The 24,549-nt window shown below is 52.0% G+C and carries 23 protein-coding genes; 13 read left to right on the plus strand and 10 right to left on the minus strand.

The genetic code is table 11. The features are described from left to right. Window positions 1-95 precede the first annotated feature (95 nt). Window positions 96-1,580, minus strand: a complete 1,485-nt coding sequence (locus tag VF709_RS07155; RefSeq protein WP_045295800.1) for a sensor domain-containing diguanylate cyclase — start codon at window positions 1,578-1,580, stop codon at window positions 96-98. Window positions 1,581-1,828: 248 nt separating this feature from the next. Between VF709_RS07155 and VF709_RS07160 the strand changes: the two genes are divergently transcribed. Further along, entirely contained in the window at window positions 1,829-3,355 is a 1,527-nt protein-coding gene (locus VF709_RS07160; protein ID WP_440231191.1) for an EAL domain-containing protein, read from the plus strand. Here the strand turns inward: VF709_RS07160 and VF709_RS07165 are convergent. From VF709_RS07165 to icd, 5 genes are all read right to left on the minus strand, one after another. Further along, a complete protein-coding gene (locus tag VF709_RS07165; protein WP_013097073.1) occupies window positions 3,333-3,578 on the minus strand; it encodes a YmjA family protein in 246 nt (81 codons plus the stop codon). The two genes, VF709_RS07160 and VF709_RS07165, sit on opposite strands and share 23 nt — an antisense overlap. Before the next feature lie 71 nt (window positions 3,579-3,649). Continuing rightward, window positions 3,650-3,997: a DUF1304 domain-containing protein gene (locus tag VF709_RS07170; protein WP_029881988.1), complete on the minus strand. Its 348-nt coding sequence runs from the start codon at window positions 3,995-3,997 to the stop codon at window positions 3,650-3,652. A gap of 61 nt (window positions 3,998-4,058) precedes the next feature. Beyond that, the gene (locus tag VF709_RS07175; RefSeq protein ID WP_114518681.1) at window positions 4,059-6,056 is read right to left on the minus strand and encodes a BCCT family transporter; all 1,998 of its coding nucleotides are present in this window, start codon (window positions 6,054-6,056) and stop codon (window positions 4,059-4,061) included. Between the two features lie 143 nt (window positions 6,057-6,199). Next, window positions 6,200-6,835 carry a response regulator transcription factor gene (locus tag VF709_RS07180; protein ID WP_013097076.1) on the minus strand — a complete coding sequence of 212 codons (636 nt, stop codon included), beginning with the start codon at window positions 6,833-6,835 and terminating at the stop codon, window positions 6,200-6,202. Between the two features lie 309 nt (window positions 6,836-7,144). Beyond that, on the minus strand, window positions 7,145-8,395 hold the full coding sequence (gene icd, locus VF709_RS07185; RefSeq protein WP_013097077.1) for an NADP-dependent isocitrate dehydrogenase: 1,251 nt from the start codon (window positions 8,393-8,395) through the stop codon (window positions 7,145-7,147). Between the two features lie 117 nt (window positions 8,396-8,512). On the opposite strand from icd, the gene rluE reads away from it, so the two are divergent. The 8 genes from rluE (at window position 8,513) to VF709_RS07225 (ending at window position 16,321) form a co-directional block, all read left to right on the plus strand. After that, window positions 8,513-9,166 carry a 23S rRNA pseudouridine(2457) synthase RluE gene (rluE, locus tag VF709_RS07190; protein WP_029881977.1) on the plus strand — a complete coding sequence of 218 codons (654 nt, stop codon included), beginning with the start codon at window positions 8,513-8,515 and terminating at the stop codon, window positions 9,164-9,166. A 9-nt stretch (window positions 9,167-9,175) separates the two neighbouring features. Further along, window positions 9,176-9,649, plus strand: a complete 474-nt coding sequence (locus tag VF709_RS07195; protein ID WP_038419123.1) for an NUDIX hydrolase — start codon at window positions 9,176-9,178, stop codon at window positions 9,647-9,649. A 40-nt stretch (window positions 9,650-9,689) separates the two neighbouring features. After that, window positions 9,690-10,802: a tRNA 2-thiouridine(34) synthase MnmA gene (gene mnmA / locus VF709_RS07200; RefSeq protein WP_013097080.1), complete on the plus strand. Its 1,113-nt coding sequence runs from the start codon at window positions 9,690-9,692 to the stop codon at window positions 10,800-10,802. A gap of 27 nt (window positions 10,803-10,829) precedes the next feature. Then, entirely contained in the window at window positions 10,830-11,459 is a 630-nt protein-coding gene (hflD, locus tag VF709_RS07205) for a high frequency lysogenization protein HflD (protein WP_013097081.1), read from the plus strand. A gap of 19 nt (window positions 11,460-11,478) precedes the next feature. Further along, on the plus strand, window positions 11,479-12,849 hold the full coding sequence (gene purB, locus VF709_RS07210; RefSeq protein WP_058684515.1) for an adenylosuccinate lyase: 1,371 nt from the start codon (window positions 11,479-11,481) through the stop codon (window positions 12,847-12,849). Window positions 12,850-12,972: 123 nt separating this feature from the next. After that, window positions 12,973-13,644: a two-component system response regulator PhoP gene (phoP, locus tag VF709_RS07215; protein WP_440231231.1), complete on the plus strand. Its 672-nt coding sequence runs from the start codon at window positions 12,973-12,975 to the stop codon at window positions 13,642-13,644. Then, complete coding sequence (gene phoQ / locus VF709_RS07220; RefSeq protein WP_029881973.1) at window positions 13,645-15,108, plus strand: two-component system sensor histidine kinase PhoQ; 1,464 nt, start codon at window positions 13,645-13,647, stop codon at window positions 15,106-15,108. 91 nt (window positions 15,109-15,199) lie between these two features. Then, a complete protein-coding gene (locus VF709_RS07225) occupies window positions 15,200-16,321 on the plus strand; it encodes a ribosomal protein uL16 3-hydroxylase (protein WP_038419119.1) in 1,122 nt (373 codons plus the stop codon). Window positions 16,322-16,364: 43 nt separating this feature from the next. On the opposite strand, the gene VF709_RS07230 is transcribed toward VF709_RS07225, so the two are convergent. After that, complete coding sequence (locus VF709_RS07230) at window positions 16,365-16,856, minus strand: REP-associated tyrosine transposase (RefSeq protein ID WP_038419118.1); 492 nt, start codon at window positions 16,854-16,856, stop codon at window positions 16,365-16,367. Between the two features lie 95 nt (window positions 16,857-16,951). Next, complete coding sequence (pepT, locus tag VF709_RS07235; RefSeq protein ID WP_013097087.1) at window positions 16,952-18,175, minus strand: peptidase T; 1,224 nt, start codon at window positions 18,173-18,175, stop codon at window positions 16,952-16,954. Window positions 18,176-18,441: 266 nt separating this feature from the next. Here pepT and potA point away from each other — a divergent pair, with 266 nt between their 5' ends. From potA to potD, 4 genes are read left to right on the plus strand one after another with little or no spacing between them, the layout of a single operon-like run. Beyond that, window positions 18,442-19,560, plus strand: coding sequence for a spermidine/putrescine ABC transporter ATP-binding protein PotA (gene potA / locus VF709_RS07240; protein ID WP_013097089.1), 1,119 nt, complete (start codon window positions 18,442-18,444; stop codon window positions 19,558-19,560). After that, complete coding sequence (gene potB, locus VF709_RS07245; RefSeq protein ID WP_040019558.1) at window positions 19,544-20,401, plus strand: spermidine/putrescine ABC transporter permease PotB; 858 nt, start codon at window positions 19,544-19,546, stop codon at window positions 20,399-20,401. Before potA ends, potB begins: the two co-directional genes overlap by 17 nt. Next, on the plus strand, window positions 20,398-21,189 hold the full coding sequence (gene potC / locus VF709_RS07250; protein WP_013097091.1) for a spermidine/putrescine ABC transporter permease PotC: 792 nt from the start codon (window positions 20,398-20,400) through the stop codon (window positions 21,187-21,189). The genes potB and potC overlap by 4 nt, the downstream gene beginning before the upstream one ends. Then, window positions 21,186-22,220, plus strand: coding sequence for a spermidine/putrescine ABC transporter substrate-binding protein PotD (potD, locus tag VF709_RS07255; protein WP_013097092.1), 1,035 nt, complete (start codon window positions 21,186-21,188; stop codon window positions 22,218-22,220). Before potC ends, potD begins: the two co-directional genes overlap by 4 nt. Window positions 22,221-22,263: 43 nt before the next feature. Here the strand turns inward: potD and VF709_RS07260 are convergent, their stop codons facing one another. Next, window positions 22,264-23,493 (minus strand): EAL and HDOD domain-containing protein, encoded by a 1,230-nt coding sequence (locus tag VF709_RS07260; protein ID WP_149896479.1) that lies wholly within the window; start codon window positions 23,491-23,493, stop codon window positions 22,264-22,266. A gap of 226 nt (window positions 23,494-23,719) precedes the next feature. After that, a complete protein-coding gene (cobB, locus tag VF709_RS07265) occupies window positions 23,720-24,541 on the minus strand; it encodes a Sir2 family NAD+-dependent deacetylase (RefSeq protein ID WP_029881967.1) in 822 nt (273 codons plus the stop codon). Window positions 24,542-24,549: the final 8 nt, after the last annotated feature.

Consider the following 24,549-nt stretch of genomic DNA (forward strand, 5'->3'; position numbering starts at 1 on the left):
AATAGTTGAGTTAGACACTCAGGTATTCAGTACGACATTGCTCACATTGCTTCCAGTATTTTTGCCCACGCTTTAGTGGGCATTTTTTTGCCCGCTTACACGGCGATAAAGGCATAGCGGTTGCGTCCTGCGCGTTTTGCCTGATAGAGCGCCTGGTCAGCCGCAATAATAATGTTCTGCTGGCTGCCTGCAATGTCAACGGCACGTGCGGTTGACACCCCGACGCTGACCGTTACCCGTCCAAAGGGGCTAAAGGCATGCTCAATATGCAGTGAAAATACATTGCGAATGATCGTCTGGGCCAGGCGGATGGCTTCCTGAATATCGGCGTCTGGCAGGATCAGCGCAAACTCTTCGCCGCCATATCGCGCCACAAGCTGGTTGTTGCGGGTGAGGCTCTCTCTGAGGCTATTCCCCAGCAGGGTAAGGCAGCGGTCCCCTTCTGGGTGACCGTAGTTATCATTGTATTTTTTGAAATAATCGACATCGACAATGAGAATAGAAATAGGCGTGTCGTTATCCGCACATGTGGCAATTTCAGACAGAATTTTTTCATCAAACGTGCGGCGGTTGAAAAGCCCCGTCAGCGCATCTTCAGAGGCTATTATCTTGAGCTCTTTGTTATCTCTGGTTTTTCTGGACAGATCCGAATAGAGAAAATAAGACGCGACGATAAGCGCCACGGTAAAAATAAGAATGAGTACGGCGAGCTGAATGGCCTGCTTACGCCAGGCTGCAAGTGCTTCTTCTTTACTCACTGCAACGGTGGTAACCAATCCGTAACGTTTGTTTTTCTCAAAAGCGAAGATGCGTTCGACTTTATCAAACCGCGAAACCGAGCTGGCAATCCCGGAATTTTGTACCTTCAGGTATTCTCTGAACAGGGGTGAGTCTGAAACAATCGCGCCAATGTAGTTATTTTTAAACGGATAGCGAACCAGCAACACGCCGGATTGTGTCGTGAGGCCAATGACACCAGCATGGCCAATATTAATCTGCCCGTACAGTGCCAGAAAATTTTCGATTCCAAGCGTCACCACGACAACGCCGTTAAAGTCTCCGGTCTGCGTTTCAAGCCGTCGACTGATCGTAATCACCCATTTCCCGTTCGTTCTGCTCACGACCGGCTGGCCAATAAAAATCTGCTGACTTTTATTTTCCTTGTGATAGATAAAAAACGATCTGTCAGCCCCTTTTCGCGGCCCGGAAAAACGTCCGTACAATGCCGTAAAGATGTCACCATTGACATCGTAAATAACCACATTATTAATCTGGCTAAGAAGATTATCCTGGTTTTCTATTATCCGCTGAATATTGGTCGCCTGTTCCGGGGTCATACCATAAATGTCGATCATGTCTGAAATGGTGGTGATCAGCATTTCGCTTTGACGCATGATCCCCTCAGTATAAACATCCAGGGTATGGCTCAGGTTAGCAACGCCGGTATTAATTTGCTGAATTGACTGCTGTCTGGACGTGGTAATTTGGACCGCAAGCGACAACGAGATGATCAACGAGACAATGATGACAGTAATGGTTGTTGTGTAAAAAGTATTTTTCACATGCACGAGCTTTTCCACCTTATCACGCCTGACATCCCTGGCTGACAACTCGTGTCACTGTAACAAAGGTCAGGATAAGAGGAAAATAAATTGCACTTAAGCGCACAATAAGAAGCGGTTATTATTTTGCTTCACTAAAATTTGCGTCAGGGTTATTACGGAGATCCCCTGGCGCCTGCCGCTCTCTCCCGTGAGGACCATGCTTGTACCCTGCCCCGGCTGTGTTAAGATTCACCCCATCAGGGAGCTGACAGGATAACCGGAAAATGAAAAAAATCATTGCCGTTGCTATCGTATCAACGATTCTGGTCATTCTGTCTCTGTATGCGGTGAATGCGGTTATCATCAGCCAGCAGAAGGATAAACAGCGTGAGATCGCCCAGACGCTTTTGCACTATTCCGAAGGATTATCCGAAAGCATCGCGCTGGCCCTTAAAGAGGTAACAACCCGAGGCTGCGATCAAACCAGCCTTGATCGCTACAGAAAGCTAAAACTCGACAGCCCCTTTTTTTCCGATATCGGTTTTGTTGAAAATGGGCAAGTCGTCTGTACTGCCTTTTGGGGTAAGCTCGCCACTCCAGTCCCTCTACCGACAGAACTCCATAAAACACCAAGAGGCTTTCTGTTAGCGCAGTTTTCGAGAAAAGATTTTTTCACTGGCAACGCGGCAATCTATAATAATGTAATTATTTTCACCTCGCGTTATGCCTACGATAAATTCACGCCGGTTACGGCAAACTATGCGCTGAGTACCACGACGAAAGATTTCGACCGAACTTTTTTCTCGGTTAAGCCAGATGTCATAAAACACCACTGGCCAGATTCAGCGCTTTTTACCCTGACCCTGACGCAGTGCAGCACGCGATGGGACATATGTGTTACGGTGAAGCATTACGACGCGGGCCTGGCTTCGCTCCCCGTTGTGGTGTTTATTCTTCTGACGACTATTTTGTGTTTTATCTGGACCGCAATCTCTTTGTTTTTCATGCGCATTTACGAAGATCGCTTCTCACTGGAGCGAACGCTGGTTAAGGCGGTAAAAAACAATTCTATCAGCGTTAACTACCAGCCGATTATACGTATCCAGGATAAAAGCATTGTCGGGGTAGAAGTGCTGTCGAGATGGCGCGATTATCATCGCACCGATGTTTCTCCGGAACTGCTTATTCCTTTAATTAAGAAAATTGGGCTGTACCGACAGTATTATATTAATATTATTGAAAAATCGCTGTCTGAGATCGCACCGCTTGCCATTAAACATCAGCTGATGATTTCGCTGAACGTTGGGCGAACAGAGATTGAAGATGGACAGTTTATCCAGACGTTACGTCGTGAATGTGCATTTAATCACATCCCCCTGTCTTTGATAAAAGTGGAACTTTCAGAAAAAGCGGTATCCAGTGCGGATATTCTGGAAGGATTTTGTCTGGAGCTGAAAAAACTTGGGGTGAGCATATCGATAGACGATTTCGGCGTGAAAAACTCAAACCTGGACCGACTCTCTCTGCTGGAATATGACGAAATCAAAATCGATAAGTCGCTGGTGGACGGTATCAATGAACATTATAAGCAGAATATTTTTGCTATTTTTTGCGATGCGCTTGCCAGGCTCAACAAAACGCTCGTTTTCGAAGGGGTGGAAAGTGAAACCCAGTATCATTTTATTGCGGACAGGTATCCTGACGCTCTGATCCAGGGGTGGTACTTCTCAAAATCACTGACACGCAGTGAACTGGCGAAGAAACTTACGATGAGAATGCCCTTGCGGGCTACTCGTTCCCCCACTGATTAAGGAAATTCGCAATATCATCGATGCGTACCGTGCGGATCCCCGCCTCACTGGCCATTTCCTGCTGGGCTTCCTCGCTGATTTCCTCGTTGTTCGTTAACCGCGTCAGCAGCAGCTGGAAATAGTACGCTAGCGCGTCATGCTCTGACTCACTGACTGGCTCAGCGGTTTCCGTCGAATACTCATCGACGATGTCATAATATTTAAGCGGAATATCGTTGTTCATAAACAGTCTCTCGTCTGTCATTTAGCGGGTGATGCACCGAGTATAGCGGACGCATTACGTTGACCAAAGTATTAGATAAGCAGCGCAAGTAAGGCAGCGAGAGCCGGCATAGCCTGAACATAGAGGATTTTTCGACTGGCAGTCGCTGCGCCAAAAATTCCGGCAAGTAGCACGCAGCTCAGGAAAAAGACGGTCACAGGGACACCGCGCTCTCCGAGCCAGAGTCCCCAGAGCAGACCCGCCGCCAGAAAACCGTTATACAGCCCCTGATTCGCAGCCAGTACGCGGGTTTCACGCGCAAAATCGGGCGTGAGATTGAAAGCCTTGTGCCCGGTTTTGGTGTTCCACAGGAACATCTCCAGCACCAGAATATAGAGATGGATTAACGCAACAATAACGATAAGTACAGTGGCTAACATAAGGCTGTCTCACACAGTCAGTGGCAAAATAAATGCCGTCCCATCGGACGGCATTTTGGTATTAACGAACCAGATGCAGGAAGTGCAGATGTTTTTCGTACTGGTCCAGTATGTCATTGATAAGCTGTTCCTGATTCCAGCCCATCACATCATAGTTCTGACCGCCCTCTTTCAGATACACTTCAGCGCGATAATAGCGGTGTTGCTCTGCCTGTTGCTCGTCATTATCCATAGCGGCAAGAGCAAAAGTTGGCGAATTATAGCCACGTAGCCTCACTTCATAAATAAAGTTCAGCTCATTGCCTAAATCAACTTCAAGCCGGAGACGATCGTCAGCCGCATCATTGATATGACTCAACGTCCCCTGCTTGTTCAGTTCTTCCTGAACCAACGTCATGGCAGGCTGGATAACGTCGTCCATAAACCGTTTCACCAGAGAACGTTTCGGCAGATAGGCAATATTGCGCAACCTTCTCTGCCACGGAATAGGGTTACGTGCGGCAGTCGGCGCAATCGTCGCCATGCTCAGGCTTTCACGTTTGGTCAAATCCCGACGCAGGGCTTTTAACAGTCCGTATATTGAGATCAATAAGATCACGGAGAATGGTAATGCGCTCGCTATTGTCACGGTTTGCAGCGCGCTCAGCCCACCCGCAATCAGCAGTGCAATGGCCACAATTCCCATAAGCGAGGCCCAGAAAATTCGTTGCCATACTGGCGTATTAGCGACGCCACCCGATGCCAGCGTATCAACAACCATCGCCCCGGAGTCAGCCGAGGTGACAAAGAAGACAATGACCATCGCCATTGCAATAAATGACAACACTGAGGAAAACGGGAAATGTTCAAGGAAATTAAACAGGGCCAGCGCGACATCCTGCTGGACGGTATTTGCCAGGTCTGTTGCTCCCTGATTCATGATGAGATAAATGGCGCTGTTACCAAACACCGTCATCCACATGAGGGTAAAACCTGCGGGAACAAACAGCACGCCCGTAACAAACTCACGAATTGTCCTGCCACGGGATACGCGCGCGATGAACATACCGACAAACGGCGACCAGGAAAGCCACCATCCCCAGTACAACAGCGTCCAGCCACCAAGCCAGTTGCTTGATTTCGGTTCGTAGGCGTAAAGGTTAAAGGTTTTACTCACTAATTCCGAAAGATAACCGCCGGTATTTTCGACAAAAGATTTCAGTAAAAGTACGGTTGGTCCAAGACACAGCACAAGCGCCAGAAGTAAAACAGCCAGACCCAGATTGAGTTCAGAGAGGATACGTATTCCCTTGTCCAGACCGGACACCACTGAAATCGTCGCTAACCCCGTGATGACCACAATCAGAATGACCTGCACCGTTTCATTGATGGGCACCCCAAAAAGATGGTTCAGACCGGCATTAACCTGCAAAACACCGTAACCCAGCGATGTGGCAACGCCAAAGACCGTCCCTATCACCGCAAAAATATCGACTGCATGGCCGACAGGACCATAGATGCGATCGCCGATGATGGGATAGAGTGCGGAACGCAGCGTTAATGGCAAACCGTGACGGTAGCTGAAGAATGCCAGAATCAGCGCCACAATGGCATAGATGGCCCATGCATGCAGTCCCCAGTGGAAGAACGTCAGGCGCATGGCTTCTTTCGCTGCAGCTACGGTTTCAGGGGTGCCGACGGGTGGCGAAAGGTAATGCATTACCGGTTCGGCAACGCCAAAGAACATCAGGCCGATCCCCATCCCTGCCGAAAACAGCATCGCAAACCAGGAATGGTAGCTGAAATCAGGCTGGGCATGATCCGGCCCCAGTTTGATATCACCGTAACGCGAAAGACCGAGGAAAGTAACGCTCAGTAAAATCAGGGCGACAGCAAGAATGTAGAACCAGCTGGCATTGGTGAATATCTGTTGCTGCAGGAGTTTGAATTTTTTGTCGGCCAGATCCGGGAATACTGCGGCAAAGGCGACAAGAAGGAAAATTAACAAAGCAGATGTGAAGAATACCGCTTTGTTAATCTGGCTTGTAGACTTCTGTGGGATAGTATCATTTTCACTCATAATCAATTCATTCCATTATCGTAGACCGCCCCGGTTGAGAGGCGTTACCTCTCATAGAGTAGCAAAATTCAACACCCCAGGGGGACAATAATCTGAATGAATGTCAGAGTAATATAAACTGTCCGGTGACGATCGCCGCGTTATCAATAAAGCCTGCGGGGTGGACAGCGGGATTTACCGATTTGCAACGTGCCGGCAGCATGTACCAGATCCGCTAACGTACGAACCTGCATTTTATCCATCACCCTGCGTCGATGTACCTTCACCGTAATTTCTGTTATGCCCAGTTCCGATGCGATTTGTTTATTTTGCAAGCCATTAATTGCCAGCTCAAAAATCTGTTTCTCACGTCGCGTCAACGCCTGGTAATTTTTGCACAGTTCAAATAACCGTTGCTGTTCCAGAAAATGGTTTGTCGCGTCGATCAATACCTCATTCACCACGCGCAAAAGTTGTTCAGGTTCGACCGGTTTGGTCAAAAAATCCCGGGCGCCTGCTTTCATTGCCCGAACGCAGGCAGGGATGGAGCCGCTCTTCGTCAGAATGAGTACCGGTATAGCGCATCCACGCGCTTTGAGTGCATCCATCACGTCAAAGCCATTCATACGCGGAAGGTTTAATTCAAGTATTAAGCATGAAGGATGATCAACGATGGGAGAGGATAAAAATTCTTCGGCATTACTGAAGTCAAACGTCTGATAGCCCGCGGCTGTTAAGAACTGAACAACAAACGACCGATATGCATCATCATCATCGATAACATAAATAACCTCTTCCATATCAATTTCTCCTGATTAAATCTTTCAGGGACATAATACGAACAGTTGCGTCCATTCCCAAAGTATTTATGACTGCTAACGTCATGCCGGATAACATTTCCACACCGTTCGCTTTCGAGAGCGAATAACGTTGATGCGCTCACATAGCCATTTCTGTCAGAAGCTATAGTCTCGCTTTCGCTTATTTCCCGGGAATGTTCTGAGTATGAATTTTTTTATGAAATTTCCGTGGTAGTCGTGATACCGGTTTCACACAAAATAAAAACGGGAGCCATCAAGCTCCCGTTCTTGTTTAACCCAGAATCTGGATTACATATTCGCGATAATCGCGTCACCAAACTCTGAACATTTCAGCAGCTTAGCGCCTTCCATCAGACGTTCGAAGTCATAGGTTACGGTTTTCGCGTTAATCGCGCCTTCCATACCTTTGACGATCAGGTCTGCGGCTTCGAACCATTCCATATGACGCAGCATCATCTCTGCGGACAGGATGATAGAGCCTGGGTTCACTTTGTCCTGGCCTGCGTATTTTGGTGCAGTACCGTGGGTTGCTTCGAACAGGGCGCATTCGTCACCGATGTTCGCGCCTGGGGCGATACCGATACCGCCAACCTGTGCAGCCAGGGCATCGGAGATGTAGTCACCGTTCAGGTTCATACAGGCGATCACGTCGTATTCCGCTGGACGCAGCAGGATCTGCTGCAGGAACGCATCGGCGATAACATCTTTAATGATGATCTCTTTCCCGGTGTTCGGGTTCTTGATCTTCTGCCATGGGCCGCCGTCGATCAGCTCACCGCCGAACTCTTCTTGCGCCAACTGGTAACCCCAGTCTTTGAACGCGCCTTCGGTGAACTTCATGATGTTGCCTTTGTGAACCAGGGTCACAGAGTCACGGTCGTTGGTGATCGCGTATTCAATTGCTGCGCGCACCAGACGTTTGGTCCCTTCTTCGGAGCACGGCTTGATGCCGATACCGCAATGCTCAGGGAAGCGAATTTTCTTCACGCCCATCTCTTCGCGCAGGAATTTAATCACTTTTTCTGCGTCAGCAGAGTCAGCTTTCCATTCGATACCCGCGTAGATGTCTTCTGAGTTTTCGCGGAAGATAACCATATCGGTCAGCTCAGGGTGCTTAACCGGGCTTGGGGTGCCCTGATAGTAACGAACCGGACGCAGACACACGTACAGGTCCAGCTCCTGACGCAGTGCCACGTTCAGGGAACGGATACCGCCGCCAACTGGCGTCGTCAGTGGGCCTTTGATAGCAACGCGGTAGTCGCGGATCAGGTCCAGCGTTTCTGCTGGCAGCCAAACGTCCTGGCCATAAACTTGAGTAGATTTTTCACCGGTGTAAATTTCCATCCAGGAAATTTTACGCTCGCCTTTGTAGGCTTTCTCAACAGCGGCATCAACCACTTTCAGCATTGCCGGGGTAACGTCTACACCGATACCATCACCTTCGATGAATGGAATGATCGGATTGTGAGGAACGTTAATCTTGCCGTTTTGCAGGGTGATCTTTTTACCTTCCGCCGGAACAACTACTTTGCTTTCCATTAACCTCTCCTTCGAGCGCTTCTGGTTGTTACTGATCTTATGTTAATAAATTGTAATGAGCCCTTCGATAGTACCTGATTGTCCTGCGCCATGAAAGGTCTTCGTTATTAGGCTATAATGCGGCAATTGATAACGCCTGAAAATACCATGAAGAAAACTTCTTTTACAAAACACCGGGTTGAGCGATTCAGCTCACGACAAGCCGCCAGAAGACCGCAAGAAAGCCAGCCAAAGCGGGTTATTTTGTTCAATAAACCCTACGATGTGTTGCCGCAGTTTACCGACGAAGCCGGGCGCAGCACGTTAAAGGATTACATTCCTGTTCAGGGCGTTTATGCCGCGGGTCGTCTGGACCGCGATAGCGAAGGTCTGCTGGTCTTAACCAACGACGGAGCCCTACAGGCAAAACTCACGCAGCCCGGAAAACGCACCGGAAAAATTTACTTTGTGCAGGTGGAAGGTGAGCCGGATGAAGAGGCGCTCGCCGCACTCCGCAATGGCGTGACGTTAAACGATGGCCCCACCCTGCCCGCAGGTATTGAACGTGTGAATGAACCGGAGTGGCTGTGGCCGCGCAACCCGCCCATTCGCGAGCGCAAATCTATTCCCACCAGCTGGCTCAAAATCACCCTTTATGAAGGCCGCAACCGTCAGGTTCGGCGCATGACCGCCCACGTGGGCTTCCCTACCCTGCGCCTGATTCGCTATGCCATGGGCAGTTACACGCTGGATTCCCTGGCTAACGGTGAATGGCGGGACGTTGCCCCTTAAGGAGTCAATATGTTTAAACCTCATGTCACGGTCGCCTGTGTGGTTCACGCGCAGGGGAAATTCCTGGTTGTAGAAGAGAGTATTAACGGCAAAGCGCTGTGGAATCAGCCAGCCGGGCATCTGGAAGCCAATGAAACCTTATTACAGGCCGCAAAACGTGAACTCTGGGAAGAGACGGGCATCCACGCGGATCCTCAGCACTTCATTCGTATGCATCAGTGGATTGCGCCTGATAAAACGCCCTTCCTGCGTTTTTTATTTGCCGTCGAGCTTAGCGAAACGTGCGCCACTGAGCCGCACGACGACGATATCGATCGCTGCCTGTGGGTCACCGCCGACGAGATCCTGAACGCGCCAAACCTGCGCTCGCCGCTGGTTGCCGAAAGCATTCGCTGCTGGCAGTCAGGCGCACGCTTGCCGCTGGAGGTCATCGCAGAATTTAACTGGCCGTTTACAGAGGGTGTCAATGGTGGGGGGGCGTGATAGAATACGCCGCCTTGAAGTTCAATGTCGTGAGTATTCCATGTCAGATAACAGCCAGAAAAAAGTGATCGTCGGCATGTCCGGCGGTGTCGATTCCTCCGTTTCCGCCTACCTGTTGCAACAACAGGGCTATAAGGTGGAGGGCCTGTTCATGAAGAACTGGGAGGAAGATGATGGCGAGGAATATTGCACTGCCGCTGCGGATCTCGCCGATGCGCAGGCCGTGTGCGACAAGCTCGGCATAGAACTGCACACCGTTAACTTTGCCGCAGAATACTGGGATAACGTGTTTGAGCTTTTCCTGGAAGAGTACAAAGCGGGCCGTACCCCAAACCCGGATATTCTGTGCAACAAAGAGATCAAATTTAAAGCCTTCCTCGAATTCGCGGCGGAAGATCTGGGCGCAGACTATATTGCGACCGGTCACTACGTGCGCCGCGCCGATGTGAACGGCAAAAGCCAGCTGCTGCGCGGTCTGGACGGTAATAAAGATCAGAGCTATTTCCTTTATACGCTAAGCCATGAACAGATTGCACAAAGCCTGTTCCCGGTTGGCGAGCTGGAAAAGCCAGAAGTCCGTAAAATCGCTGAAGAGCTGGATCTGATCACCGCGAAGAAAAAAGACTCCACCGGTATCTGCTTTATTGGCGAGCGCAAATTCCGCGATTTCCTTGGTCGCTACCTGCCTGCACAGCCGGGCAAAATTGTCACCGTCGATGGCGACGAAATTGGCCAGCATCAGGGGCTGATGTACCACACCCTCGGCCAGCGTAAAGGCCTGGGTATCGGCGGTACCAAAGACGGTAGCGAAGATCCGTGGTACGTGGTCGACAAAGATGTCGAAAACAATATTCTGATCGTCGCTCAGGGGCACGACCATCCGCGTCTGATGTCCGTTGGCCTGATCGCGCAACAGTTGCACTGGGTCGACCGTGAACCGCTCAAAGGTACCCTGCGCTGCACGGTAAAAACACGCTACCGTCAGACGGATATCCCCTGCACCATTACCGCGCTGGATGACGATCGCATTGACGTGCGTTTTGACGAGCCAGTTGCAGCCGTCACGCCGGGCCAGTCCGCCGTCTTCTACAGCGGTGATATCTGCCTGGGTGGTGGGATCATAGAACAGCGCCTGCCGCTGCCGGCCGTTTAACCCGATTGCACACATAAAGGAGAACGTGTGGCGAAGAACTATTATGACATCACCCTGGCACTGGCGGGAATTTGCCAGTCAGCCCGTCTGGTGCAACAGCTGGCTCATCAGGGTCATTGTGACGCTGACGCGCTGCACGTTTCGCTCAACAGCGTTATCGATCTCAACCCCGGTTCAACCCTGGGTGTCTTCGGTGGCAGCGAAACCAATCTTCGTCTCGGTCTTGAAACCTTGCTTGGCGTGCTTAATGCAAGCAGCCGTCAGGGATTAAACGCAGAGCTTACCCGTTATACATTAAGCCTGATGGTGCTGGAACGTAAACTCAGCGCAGCGAAAGGCGCGCTGAATACGCTGGGTGACCGCATTGCCGGATTGCAGCGTCAGCTCGACCATTTTGATCTGCAGTCTGAAACGCTGTTGAGCGCCATGGCCGGTATTTATGTTGATGTCATCAGTCCGCTGGGCCCGCGTATCCAGGTCACCGGTTCACCTGCCGTACTGCAAAGCCCGCAGGTTCAGGCAAAAGTACGCGCCTCGCTGCTGGCCGGTATCCGTGCCGCCGTGCTGTGGCATCAGGTTGGCGGTGGCCGCCTGCAGTTAATGTTTTCTCGTAATCGCCTGACGACTCAGGCAAAACAAATTCTTGCTCATTGTTAACCTCCCGGAGTTGCGAATTATGGAATTATCCTCACTGACCGCCGTATCCCCTGTCGATGGACGCTACGGCGATAAAGTCAGCGCGCTGCGCGGGATCTTCAGCGAATATGGCCTGCTGAAGTTCCGTGTTCAGGTTGAAGTACGCTGGCTGCAAAAGCTGGCCGCCCAGGCAGCAATCAAGGAAGTTCCTGCTTTTGACGCCCAGGCAAACGATTACCTTGATAAAATCGTTGCTGACTTCAATGAAGAAGATGCTGCTCGCATCAAGACCATTGAACGTACCACCAACCACGACGTAAAAGCGGTTGAATACTTCCTGAAAGAGAAAGTGGCAAGCGTTCCGGCGCTGCACGCGGTGTCTGAATTCATTCACTTCGCCTGTACTTCTGAAGACATCAATAACCTGTCTCACGCATTGATGCTCTCTACCGCGCGCAAAGAGGTGGTTCTGCCTTACTGGCGTAAAATCATTGACGCGGTGAAAGCGTTGTCTGTGGAATACCGCGACATTCCCCTGCTCTCCCGTACCCATGGTCAGCCCGCTACGCCATCGACGATGGGTAAAGAGATGGCTAACGTGGCATACCGTATGGAGCGTCAGTATCGTCAACTGGAACAGATTGAGATCCTCGGTAAAATCAATGGTGCGGTAGGTAACTACAACGCCCATATCGCCGCTTACCCGGAAGTGGACTGGCATCAGTTCAGTGAAGAGTTCGTGACCTCCTTGGGAATTCAGTGGAACCCGTACACCACTCAGATTGAGCCGCACGACTATATCGCCGAGCTGTTCGACTGTATCGCCCGCTTCAACACCATTCTGATCGACTTCGACCGCGACGTGTGGGGTTATATCGCGCTGAACCACTTCAAGCAGAAGACCATCGCCGGTGAAATCGGCTCTTCAACCATGCCGCACAAAGTGAACCCGATTGACTTCGAAAACTCCGAAGGCAACCTGGGTCTGGCCAACGCCGTGTTGCAGCATATGGCGAGCAAACTGCCGGTTTCCCGCTGGCAGCGCGACCTGACCGACTCCACCGTGCTGCGTAACCTGGGCGTGGGGATTGGCTATGCGCTGATCGCCTATCAGTCCACCCTGAAAGGGGTGAGCAAGCTGGAAGTGAACCGCGATCGTCTGCTGGATGAGCTGGACCACAACTGGGAAGTGCTGGCCGAGCCGATCCAGACCGTGATGCGTCGTTACGGGATCGAAAAACCGTATGAAAAACTGAAAGAGCTGACCCGCGGTAAACGTGTCGATGCGGAAGGTATGAAACAGTTTATCGATAGCCTCGAATTGCCGGAAGCGGAAAAAACCCGCCTGAAAGAGATGACACCAGCGAATTACATTGGCCGCGCCATCACCATGGTCGACGAGCTGAAGTAATCCCCCCCGCCCCCTTTTCGCCCGAAAAGGGGGCTGCTTTTTCCCCGGTTTACTCAATGTTTATCCCCACAACAACATAATCAGCGTTAAACTATTCATACTATTAATTCTGGGAGAAAGATGATGCGCGTACTGGTTGTTGAGGATAACGCATTGCTACGTCATCACCTGAAGGTTCAGCTTCAGGAGATGGGACATCAGGTGGATGATGCGGAAGATGCAAAAGAAGCCGATTATTATCTCAATGAACACCTGCCGGATATCGCCATCGTTGATCTCGGGTTACCTGACGAAGACGGACTGTCATTGATTCGCCGCTGGCGCAGCCACGATGTCTCCCTTCCTGTCCTGGTGCTGACCGCACGTGAAGGCTGGCAGGACAAAGTGGAAGCGCTCAGTGCCGGTGCCGATGATTACGTCACCAAACCGTTTCATATTGAAGAAGTGGCGGCACGCATGCAGGCACTGTTACGCCGCAACAGCGGGCTCGCCTCCCAGGTGATTTCCCTTCCACCTTTCCAGGTGGATCTCTCCCGTCGGGAATTCTCAATCAACAATGAAGTCATCAAACTGACAGCCTTCGAATACACCATCATGGAAACGCTGATCCGTAACAACGGTAAAGTGGTGAGCAAAGACTCCTTAATGCTCCAGCTTTATCCGGATGCCGAACTGCGTGAGAGTCACACCATTGATGTGCTGATGGGCCGTTTGCGTAAGAAGATTCAGGCGCAGTATCCGCATGATGTGATCACAACCGTGCGCGGTCAGGGCTACCTGTTCGAATTACGCTAAATGAAACGACTAATGCGGCACATTATGCCCCTTTCACTGCGGGTTCGCTTTTTGCTGGCCACAGCCGCCGTTGTGCTGGTGCTGTCGCTTTCTTACGGCATGGTGGCGCTGGTTGGTTACAGCGTCAGTTTTGATAAAACGACCTTTCGTCTGCTGCGCGGTGAGAGCAACCTGTTTTATACCCTCGCAAAGTGGGAAAACAACCAGATCAGCGTCGAGATGCCGGAGAATCTTAACCAGCAGAGTCCCACGCTGGCGCTGATTTACAATGAAAAAGGGAAACTGCTGTGGGCACAGCGTGATGTTCCCTGGCTGGTGAAAAGCATCCGCCCGGAATGGCTGAAAACCAACGGATTTCATGAAATTGAAGCCGATCTGAATACCACCAGCAGCCTGCTGCGCGAAGATCGCTCTCTGCAAAAAAAGCTGAATGAGATCCGCGCCGATGACGCCGAAACAGAAATGACCCACTCCGTCGCCATCAACCTCTATCCCGCCACGCCTGACATGCCGCAGCTGACCATCGTGGTGGTGGATACCATCCCCGTCGAGCTTAAACGCTCTTATCGGGTCTGGGGCTGGTTCGTCTACGTGCTGGCTGCCAATCTGCTGCTGGTCATACCGCTGCTGTGGATTGCTGCCTGGTGGAGTTTGCGCCCGATTGAATCGCTGGCGAAAGAGGTTCGCGAGCTGGAGGAGCATCATCGCGAGAAGCTTAATCCTGAGACAACGCGTGAGCTAACAAGTCTGGTGCGTAACCTTAACCGCCTGCTGAAAAGTGAACGCGAGCGCTACGATAAATACCGCACCACGTTGACTGACCTCACTCACAGCCTGAAGACCCCGCTGGCCGTCATGCAAAGCACCCTGCGATCCATGCGCAGCTCCAGAATGAGCGTCGATGATGCCGAGCCGGTGATGCTGGAGCAGATCAGCCGTATTTCGCAGCAAATTGGCTACTATCTTCATCGCGCCAGCATGCGTTCCGGCAGCGCCCTGCTGAGCCGGGAGCTGCACCCCGTGGCACCTCTGCTGGATAACCTGACCTCTGCGCTGAATAAGGTGTATCAGCGTAAAGGGGTGAACATCAGTCTCGATATCTCTCCTGAAATCAGTTTCGTCGGCGAAAAAAATGATTTCATGGAGGTGATGGGTAACCTGCTCGATAACGCCTGTAAATATTGTCTGGAGTTCGTGGAGGTTTCCGCCCGTCAGACGGACAACGAGCTGCACATCATTGTTGAGGACGATGGCCCGGGGATCCCGCGCAACAAACGTGACGTGGTATTTGATCGCGGTCAGCGTGCGGATACATTGCGTCCCGGCCAGGGGGTGGGGTTGTCCGTCGCACGCGAGATTGTCGACCAGTACGATGGCAAAATCGAAACCGGTGAAAGTTTACTTGGCGGTGCCAGAATGGAAGTGATTTTTGGCCGTCAGCAGCCCACATCGAACGATAGTTAGCCCGTTATGTGAAAAATGCGCGGATCTCGCACCCAGGCTTCTGCGCTTCCGTTATAATCCGACTCAGTAAGAGCCTGCGGAATAAAAAAATATGGATTATCACTTAGCACTGAACTGGCCCGAGTTTATTGAACGCTACTGGCAGAAACGCCCGGTAGTTCTTAAGCGCGGGTTCAGCAATTTTGTCGACCCTATCTCGCCTGACGAACTGGCTGGCCTGGCCATGGAAAACGAAGTCGACAGCCGCCTGGTGAGCCACCAGGATGGAAAATGGCAGGTCAACCATGGTCCTTTCGAAAGCTACGATCACCTCGGTGAAAATAACTGGTCATTACTGGTGCAGGCGGTCAACCACTGGCACGAGCCGACGGCAGCCTTAATGCGCCCGTTCCGCGCCCTGCCCGACTGGCGAATGGACGATCTGATGATCTCCTTCTCCGTGCCTGGGGGCGGCGTTGGCCCACATCTGGATCAGTACGATGTGTTTATCATTCAGGGGACCGGCCGCCGTCGCTGGCGCGTGGGTGAAAAAGTGCCGATGAAACAGCACTGCCCGCATCCTGACCTGCTTCAGGTGGATCCGTTTGACGGGATCATCGACGAAGAGCTGGAGCCGGGAGATATTCTTTATATTCCGCCGGGATTCCCGCATGAAGGCTACTCGCTGGAAAACTCCCTCAACTACTCTGTCGGGTTCCGCGCGCCAAGCGGTCGTGAGATGATCAGTGGTTTTGCCGATTACGTACTGCAACGCGAGCTGGGCAGCCATCGCTACAGCGATCCGGATGTGCCTTCCCGCGAGCATCCGGCAGACATTCTGCCAGCAGAACTGGATAAGCTGCGCGGCATGATGCTGGATCTGATCAACGAGCCGGAACATTTCAGACAGTGGTTTGGTGAGTTTATCAGCCAGTCACGTCACGAGCTGGATGTGGCACCTCCGGAGCCGCCGTATCAGGCCGACGAGATTTATGATGCGCTGCAGCAGGGTGACAAGCTGGTTCGCCTGGGTGGGTTACGCGTGCTGCGCATCGGTGAAGATGTCTTCGTCAACGGCGAGAAGCTGGATTCTCCGCATCGCCCGGCGCTGGAAGCCATCGCCAGCCATCTGGTATTGACTGCCGATACCTTTGGCGACGCCCTGGAAGATCCCTCTTTCCTCGCCATGCTTGCCGCGCTGGTCAACAGCGGGTATTGGTTCTTTGAGGACTGAGTTGTAATGTATTGCCGGGTGGCGCTGCGCTTACCCGGCGTTTTTACTTCCACTCCCCCGCCGCAAAATCCACAATCTCCGCGGCCCAATCCGCCGGATACAACCCTTCCCGTACATCCCGATGAAACGTTGAAAACGGCCAGTCGACAACCTTACCAACGTACCCATGTTTCACCGGGTTGAGGTAGATGTAATCCATATGTCGGCGGTAATCATTGTCGTTGCGGATGGTATGTTCCCAGAAACGCGCCTGCCAGATATGGCGCATTTCAATATTTCGTGAGAACGTTTTTTTGATCTCACGCCAGCGCCCGGAAAAATCGCTGTCACCTTCCGGCAAGGTCCAGATACAGTGCATATGTTCAGGAAGGATCACCCAGCCATTAATCGTAAAGGGCTTTGATCGTTTCACCGAGGAGGTGGCCTGGCGGAGGCTATCAATATGGCGGGTAAGTAAATCGCTCTGTCGGTTTTGCAGGTTAACGGTAAAAAACCAGGTGCCGCCGGGGACGTAATGGCGACGGTAGTTTGACATGGGCACTCCTTTTCCAGATGCCGGGTGGCGGCTACGCCTTACCCGGCCTACCTGTTCCTGTAGGCCCGGTAAGCGCAGCGCCACCGGGCGATGTCTTAGCGCTTCGCGGTTAACTCCGCAATCCGCACAATCACCTTCACCGCTTTTTCCATCCCTTCCAGCGTCACAAACTCATGCTTACCGTGGTAGTTGTATCCCCCGGTAAAGAGATTCGGGCACGGCAATCCCATAAAGGACAGTTGCGAACCGTCGGTGCCGCCGCGAATCGGCTTCAGCACCGGCTCAATATCGCAGTCGCGCATGGCCTGCTGGGCGATATCCAGGATATGCGGATGCTCCATGACCTTCTCGCGCATATTGTAGTAGCTGTCTTCAATAATCAGCTCAATATAGCAGTCCGGGTGTAGCCCCTTACCCACCTTCTTCGCGATTTCCATCATCTTACGCTTGCGTGCTTCGAACGCTTTACGGTCAAAGTCACGCACGATGTAGTGCATCTGCGCGCTGTCCACCGTGCCTTTGATGCTGGTCAGGTGATAAAAACCTTCATAACCTTCAGTCTGCTCAGGGCTCTCATTCGCCGGGACTTCCGCATGAATACGGGACGCCAGCGACAGCGCATTCACCATCACGCCTTTGGCGGAGCCGGGATGCACATTATTACCCACAATTTTGATGGTCACGGACGCGGCATTGAAGTTTTCAAATTCCAGTTCGCCCACGCCACCGCCGTCCACGGTATAGGCCCACTGCGCGTTAAATGCCTCGACATCAAAATGTTTCGCCCCCTTGCCCACCTCTTCGTCCGGCGTAAAGGCCACACGGATATCACCGTGCGGAATATTTTTTCCTTTCAGCACCGCCAGTGCCGTCATGATCTCCGCGATACCCGCTTTGTCATCCGCCCCCAGCAGCGTTTTGCCATCCGTGGTGATCAGCGTCTGCCCAAGCAGCTGGTGCAGCACCGGGAACATCACCGGCGAAAGCACTTCGTCACCTATTCCCAGCGCAATGTCACCGCCACGGTAGTTTTCCACAATCTGCGGATTAACATGTTTACCGCTAAAATCCGGAGAGGTGTCGACATGGGAGATAAAGCCAATCGCCGGAATATCGCCGGGGACATTGGCAGGCAGCGTTCCCATCACAGTGCCTTTTTCGCTCAGGGTGACATTGACCAGCCCCATGGCCTCAAGCTGCTCTTTGAGCAGGTTTAATAACTTCCACTGGCCTTCGGTGCTTGGCACCTGGCGGACACCCGGTTTAGATTGGGTATCCAGCGAAACGTACTGTAAAAAACGCTCAAGTAATTTATCCATGCAGTCACCCTCACTTTTTGTGACAACATTATCAATAAGCATCAAAACGCAAATATTGCGTCAGGTCACTTTTATCCCGCAAACGAGAATATTTTCCGTTTATATCGTGTACGTCAGTAAATGTAGCTTATGAATCAGTGACAAGGATTGGCGATTACAGTGGTTTGCCGTAGAATGTCCGCCCTCATTACGAGTCACCAAGGTGGTTACACACAAACCCCGCTTCGGTCTGCTGCCCGGAGCGTCTATATGGGACAGCGCAAAAATTGAATACTCAATCCCGTTCACGTTCACCGCTGGTGCAACTGGAACGAATTCGTAAAAGTTTTGATGGTAAAGATGTCATTTCCGACCTCAATCTGACCATCAATGATGGTGAATTCCTCACGCTGCTTGGCCCTTCTGGCTGCGGCAAGACAACCGTACTGCGCCTTATCGCCGGGCTGGAAAGCGTCGATAGCGGCCATATCCACCTTGAAAAGCAGGACATTACCCAGGTCCCCGCTGAAGATCGTCACGTTAACACCGTCTTTCAAAGCTATGCTTTGTTCCCGCACATGACCGTGTTTGAAAACGTTGCGTTTGGTCTGCGGATGCAAAAAACACCGGCCAGCGAGATCCCGCCGCGCGTGACCGAGGCGCTACGGATGGTACAGCTGGAGGAGTTTGCTCAACGCAAACCGCATCAGCTGTCTGGTGGTCAACAGCAACGTGTGGCCATCGCCCGTGCGGTGGTCAACAAACCGCGTCTGCTTCTGCTGGATGAGTCCCTCTCCGCGCTGGACTACAAACTGCGCAAGCAGATGCAGAACGAGCTTAAGGCCCTGCAGCGTAAGCTCGGCATCACCTTCGTCTTTGTGACGCATGACCAGGAAGAAGCGCTCACCATGTCCGACCGTATCGTGGTGATGCGTGATGGTAAAATCGAGCAGGACGGCACGCCGCGTGAAATTTACGAAGAGCCGAAAAACCTGTTTGTGGCCAGCTTCATTGGCGAGATCAATATCTTCAACGCCACGGTTATCGAGCGTCTGGATGAGCAGCGCGTTCGGGCGAATGTCGAAGGCCGCGAGTGCAATATCACCGTTAACTTTGCCGTTGAGAAGGGACAAAAGCTCAACGTGCTGTTACGCCCGGAAGATCTGCGCGTCGAGGAGATCCACGGCAATGCGCAAGCCGAAGGATTGATCGGCTATATCCGCGAGCGTAATTACAAGGGGATGACGCTGGAATCCGTTGTCGAACTGGAAAACGGTAAGATGGTGATGGTCAGCGAGTTCTTTAACGAGGACGACCCGGACTTTGATCATTCGCTCGATCAAAAAATGGTGATTAACTGGGTAGAAAGCTGGGAGGTTGTGCTGGCTGATGAAGAACACAAGTAAATTCCAGAATGTGGTGATTGCCACGATCGTCGGTTGGCTTGTGTTGTTTGTCTTTTTACCCAACCTGATGATCATCGCCACCAGCTTTTTGACCCGCGATGATGCCCACTTTGTGGCGCTGGTCTTTACGCTGGATAACTACTCACGTTTGCTCGATCCGCTCTACTTTGATGTGCTGCTGCACTCATTGAATATGGCGCTGATCGCCACCGTTGCCTGCCTGGTGCTGGGGTATCCCTTCGCGTGGTTCCTGGCGCGTCTGCCGCAAAAAATCCGCCCGCTGCTGCTCTTTTTACTGATTGTGCCTTTCTGGACCAACTCCTTAATTCGCATCTACGGGCTGAAAATTTTCCTCAGCACCAAAGGCTATCTGAACGAGTTTCTGCTGTGGCTGGGGGTGATTGATACGCCAATCCGCATTATGTTTACCCCGGGTGCGGTGATTATTGGTCTGGTCTATATCCTGCTGCCGTTTATGGTGATGCCGCTCTACTCCAGCATTGAGAAGCTGGATAAACCGCTGCTGGAAGCGGCCAAAGATCTGGGGGCGAATAAGCTGCAGACCTTTTTCCGCATTATCATTCCGCTGACGATGCCCGGCATTATCGCGGGCTGTCTGCTGGTGATGCTTCCGGCGATGGGCTTGTTCTACGTCTCTGACCTGATGGGCGGTGCGAAAAACCTGCTGATCGGAAACGTGATTAAGAGCCAGTTCCTTAACATTCGCGACTGGCCGTTCGGCTCCGCCACCAGCATTACGCTGACGGTGGTGATGGGTCTGATGCTGCTGGTTTACTGGCGCGCTTCACGGCTGCTGAATAAGAAGGTGGAACTCGAATGATCGGTCGACTGCTTCGCGGCGGTTTTATGACCGCCATTTACGCTTACCTGTATATTCCGATTATCATTTTGATCGTGAACTCGTTTAACAGTTCACGCTTCGGGATCAACTGGCAGGGCTTTACCACTAACTGGTACAGCCTGCTGATGAACAACGACAGCCTGCTCCAGGCCGCGCAGCACTCATTAACCATGGCGATTTTTTCAGCAACGTTCGCCACGCTGATTGGTTCACTCACCGCCGTGGCACTGTATCGCTACCGCTTTCGCGGTAAACCGTTCGTCAGCGGCATGCTGTTTGTGGTGATGATGTCACCGGATATCGTCATGGCGATTTCTCTGCTGGTACTGTTTATGCTGCTGGGTGTCCAGCTCGGCTTCTGGTCGCTGCTGTTTTCCCACATCACCTTCTGCCTGCCATTTGTGGTGGTGACGGTCTATGCACGCCTGAAAGGCTTTGATGTGCGTATGCTGGAGGCCGCGAAAGATCTCGGCGCCAGCGAGATGACCATTTTGCGCAAAATTATCCTGCCGCTGGCGATGCCCGCCGTCGCGGCCGGGTGGCTGCTCAGCTTCACCCTGTCGATGGATGACGTTGTGGTCTCCTCTTTTGTGACCGGGCCGAGCTATGAAATTCTGCCGTTGAAAATCTATTCGATGGTGAAAGTCGGCGTCTCGCCTGAGGTGAACGCGCTGGCGACCATACTGTTAGTGTTCTCTCTGGTACTGGTGATTGCCAGCCAGATTATTGCTCGTGATAAAACAAAATCTCAGGGGACAATGAAATGAAAAAAATGCTTGCCGCTGCGGCACTGGTGCTCGGAATGGGCGTCGCGCACGCTGATGACAGCAAAACGCTCTACTTCTATAACTGGACTGAGTATGTGCCGCCGGGTCTGCTGGAGCAGTTCACCAAAGAGACGGGCATTAAGGTCATCTACTCTACCTACGAGTCCAATGAAACCATGTACGCCAAGCTTAAAACGTACAAGGACGGCGCGTACGATCTGGTGGTGCCATCGACCTACTTCGTCGACAAGATGCGCAAAGAAGGCATGATCCAGAAGATTGACAAGTCGAAGCTGACCAACTTCAACAACCTCGATCCGCAGATGCTCAACAAACCGTTCGATCCGAACAACGACTACTCCATTCCGTACATCTGGGGTGCGACCGCCATCGGCGTTAACAGCGAAGCAATCGATCCTAAAACCGTGACCCAGTGGGCCGATCTGTGGAAGCCTGAATACAAAGGCAGCCTGCTCTTAACCGACGATGCCCGTGAAGTGTTCCAGGTGGCGCTGCGCAAGCTGGGTTACTCGGGCAACACAACGGACCCGAAAGAGATTGAAGCGGCCTATAACGAGCTGAAAAAACTGATGCCTAACGTGGCGGCGTTCAACTCCGATAACCCGGCGAATCCGTATATGGAAGGGGAAGTAAATCTCGGCATGGTGTGGAACGGCTCTGCATGGGTTGCGCGTCAGGCCGGTACGCCGCTGGAGGTCGTCTGGCCGAAAGAAGGCGGTATCTTCTGGATGGACAGCCTGGCTATTCCTGCGAATGCGAAAAACGTTGACGGTGCCCTGAAGCTCATTAACTTCCTGCTGCGCCCGGACGTGGCGAAGCAGGTTGCCGAGACCATTGGCTACCCGACGCCAAACCTGGCCGCCCGCAAGCTGCTGAAGCCTGAAGTGGCGAATGATAAATCCCTCTACCCGGATGCCGACACCATCAGCAAAGGTGAATGGCAAAACGATGTCGGCGATGCGAGCCGTCTGTATGAAGAGTATTATCAGAAATTAAAAGCCGGCCGATAAGGGCCGCAGTCTGGCTCCTCACGTCGCCACGCCGTGAGGGGCCTTAACCCGCCGCATTTTCCCCTGCCCAGATCGTCGCCATTCTCATGGCATCGACAACGTCGTCATCCGACAGCCCAAGACCGTTCGCTATCCTGGCCGCCTCCTCCCACTCCTGCTGTTCATAGTGGCGGCACAGCGCCACCATATCGGCTAACACGCCTTCCTGATGACACAGGGCCTGGCTGACAGCCTGCGGCACCGCTATTTGCTTCATCAACTCCGCCATTGGCAATTCAAGCAAGGTATCGAGCAGAGAGAACAGGCCACACATAAACGCGTTTTCCGCCAGCCCCGGCGCAGGCATCTTCTCTGCAATCAGCTCACAGAATTTGCCCCGCATCATGCTCAGAGGATACAGCTCGTCGACGGTGTCGTTGCCGGCACTGGCCAGCACCACCACCGCAACAAAGCGTCGCAGCTGATTTTCCCCCAGATACCTGAGGACTTCGCTGAGCGTTAACTTGCTAAAATTGCAGGCACCGACGTGTTTAAACGCCGTGTGTTTCATATAACGCATGATTTTATAGGACAAGGTGAGATCGGTTTTTATTAACGACTCGATGATCCGAAAATCAGGTTTATTCCGCCCCACTTCCATCTGCAGGCGGAAAATCGCCAGTTGATTTTGTGATAAGCGTTTATATTTAATCACTTCAGGGCGACAGAAAAAGTAACCCTGAAAAAGCGAAAAACCGGCATCACGATAGCGTTTGAATTCCTCTTTAGTCTCAACTTTTTCAGCGAGATACTTTATATGGTGAGTCAGGCTTTTACGTGTACGCAGGTAATCCTGAATTTGCGCTAAGGTATAATTTCTGACATCAAATTTAAGTACAGAAATATAGGGTAAAAAGCGATCCCATTCCGGCGCGAGGGTAAAATCATCAAGCGCAAAGCGATATCCGTGCGCATTCATCTCTTTCACGGCCTGCAATAACGCCTCGCCGGGAACCGCATCTTCAAGGATCTCAATGACCACGCTCTCCTTGTCCAGCGCCTCACCGCTGCGGTCGATGACCATTCTGGATGGAAAGTTGATAAACAAGGTCTGTGTCCCGGCGATACGCTGAGACGGTATAGATAAAAAATGGTCGGATATCATTCTGGATGTTGCATATTCTGCCGATACATCCGGAAAACGGTTTGCCATCCCATCCCTGAAAAGCAGTTCATAAGCTACCGTATTCATATCCGGGTTAAAAATGGGTTGTCTCGCAATAAATCCGTACATATCCCATCCTCCTTATCGACGTTATATTTATTAGCATCCTCTTTCTACACCACGATAACGAGCATTATTAAGCACTATTTTGAGTGAATGCACAAAATAATAGCATCCACACTAATTAACAGGGCTTATATTGTGGTTTAGTAAACATCATTAATGGTAATTTCAGCGGACGAGTTTATAAACAAAAAAGCACCCGCTTAACGGGTGCCTTTTCATACTGTCGCTATTACAGACCTTTGAGCAGCTTGTCGACGAACTCGGGTACGACCTCGCTTGCCAGCCCATAGTGCTTCTCTTCAAACTCGCTTCCCACCTGGCTGGGTTCGAGGTTCAGCTCTACGGTATGCGCACCGTGCAGACGCGCTTCGTGAACAAACCCCGCCGCCGGATAGACATGCCCAGAGGTACCGATGGCGATAAACACATCCGCCATGGCCAGCGCGCTGTAAATCTCATCCATCCCCAGCGGCATTTCACCAAACCAGACCACATGCGGACGCAGACGCGAAGGGAACTGGCAGCAGTGACATTTATCCTCAGGCAGCACGTCCTCTTTCCAGTCCAGCACCTGGCCGCTCCAGGCACAGCGCACCTTCAGTAGCTCGCCGTGCATGTGGATGATGTTTTTGTTGCCGGCTCGCTCGTGCAGGTTATCAATGTTCTGCGTAACCAGCAGAAAACGGTCACCCAGCGCCTCCTCCAGCTTCGCCAGCGCCAGGTGCGCCGGATTAGGCGCTATTTCTGGCTGCTGAAGCTGACGACGGCGGGCATTGTAAAATGCCTGCACAAGATCCGGGTCACGGGCGAAGCCTTCTGGTGTCGCCACATCCTCCACACGGTGCTCTTCCCACAACCCGTCCGCAGCACGGAAGGTTCGAATACCGGACTCGGCAGAGATCCCCGCCCCGGTCAGCACCACCACTCTGGGTTTATCCATCGCTTCTGGCATCATTCTGTCTCTGAAAAAGATCCGCTGGCGCAAGCGCTCACGTAAGCGGCGTTTATTTTTGCGAAAACGGCTGAGTCGACCCTGGCGACGCGACAGCATAGTAACCT

Origin of the sequence: Enterobacter sp. Lyrl_3 (assembly GCF_051948675.1) — a bacterium.
Classification (GTDB): Bacteria; Pseudomonadota; Gammaproteobacteria; order Enterobacterales; family Enterobacteriaceae; genus Enterobacter; species Enterobacter cloacae.

What these genes read in the sequence shown, in the direction of transcription:
- VF709_RS07160 (WP_440231191.1), top strand. Translation starts at nt 1,829, where the DNA reads ATGAAAAAAATCATTGCCGTTGCTATCGTATCAACGATTCTGGTCATT.
- VF709_RS07165 (WP_013097073.1), bottom strand. Translation starts at nt 3,578, where the DNA reads ATGAACAACGATATTCCGCTTAAATATTATGACATCGTCGATGAGTAT.
- VF709_RS07170 (WP_029881988.1), bottom strand. Translation starts at nt 3,997, where the DNA reads ATGTTAGCCACTGTACTTATCGTTATTGTTGCGTTAATCCATCTCTAT.
- VF709_RS07175 (WP_114518681.1), bottom strand. Translation starts at nt 6,056, where the DNA reads ATGAGTGAAAATGATACTATCCCACAGAAGTCTACAAGCCAGATTAAC.
- VF709_RS07180 (WP_013097076.1), bottom strand. Translation starts at nt 6,835, where the DNA reads ATGGAAGAGGTTATTTATGTTATCGATGATGATGATGCATATCGGTCG.
- icd (WP_013097077.1), bottom strand. Translation starts at nt 8,395, where the DNA reads ATGGAAAGCAAAGTAGTTGTTCCGGCGGAAGGTAAAAAGATCACCCTG.
- rluE (WP_029881977.1), top strand. Translation starts at nt 8,513, where the DNA reads ATGCGGCAATTGATAACGCCTGAAAATACCATGAAGAAAACTTCTTTT.
- VF709_RS07195 (WP_038419123.1), top strand. Translation starts at nt 9,176, where the DNA reads ATGTTTAAACCTCATGTCACGGTCGCCTGTGTGGTTCACGCGCAGGGG.
- mnmA (WP_013097080.1), top strand. Translation starts at nt 9,690, where the DNA reads ATGTCAGATAACAGCCAGAAAAAAGTGATCGTCGGCATGTCCGGCGGT.
- purB (WP_058684515.1), top strand. Translation starts at nt 11,479, where the DNA reads ATGGAATTATCCTCACTGACCGCCGTATCCCCTGTCGATGGACGCTAC.
- phoP (WP_440231231.1), top strand. Translation starts at nt 12,973, where the DNA reads ATGCGCGTACTGGTTGTTGAGGATAACGCATTGCTACGTCATCACCTG.
- phoQ (WP_029881973.1), top strand. Translation starts at nt 13,645, where the DNA reads ATGAAACGACTAATGCGGCACATTATGCCCCTTTCACTGCGGGTTCGC.
- VF709_RS07225 (WP_038419119.1), top strand. Translation starts at nt 15,200, where the DNA reads ATGGATTATCACTTAGCACTGAACTGGCCCGAGTTTATTGAACGCTAC.
- VF709_RS07230 (WP_038419118.1), bottom strand. Translation starts at nt 16,856, where the DNA reads ATGTCAAACTACCGTCGCCATTACGTCCCCGGCGGCACCTGGTTTTTT.
- pepT (WP_013097087.1), bottom strand. Translation starts at nt 18,175, where the DNA reads ATGGATAAATTACTTGAGCGTTTTTTACAGTACGTTTCGCTGGATACC.
- potB (WP_040019558.1), top strand. Translation starts at nt 19,544, where the DNA reads ATGAAGAACACAAGTAAATTCCAGAATGTGGTGATTGCCACGATCGTC.
- potC (WP_013097091.1), top strand. Translation starts at nt 20,398, where the DNA reads ATGATCGGTCGACTGCTTCGCGGCGGTTTTATGACCGCCATTTACGCT.
- potD (WP_013097092.1), top strand. Translation starts at nt 21,186, where the DNA reads ATGAAAAAAATGCTTGCCGCTGCGGCACTGGTGCTCGGAATGGGCGTC.
- VF709_RS07260 (WP_149896479.1), bottom strand. Translation starts at nt 23,493, where the DNA reads ATGTACGGATTTATTGCGAGACAACCCATTTTTAACCCGGATATGAAT.
- cobB (WP_029881967.1), bottom strand. Translation starts at nt 24,541, where the DNA reads ATGCTGTCGCGTCGCCAGGGTCGACTCAGCCGTTTTCGCAAAAATAAA.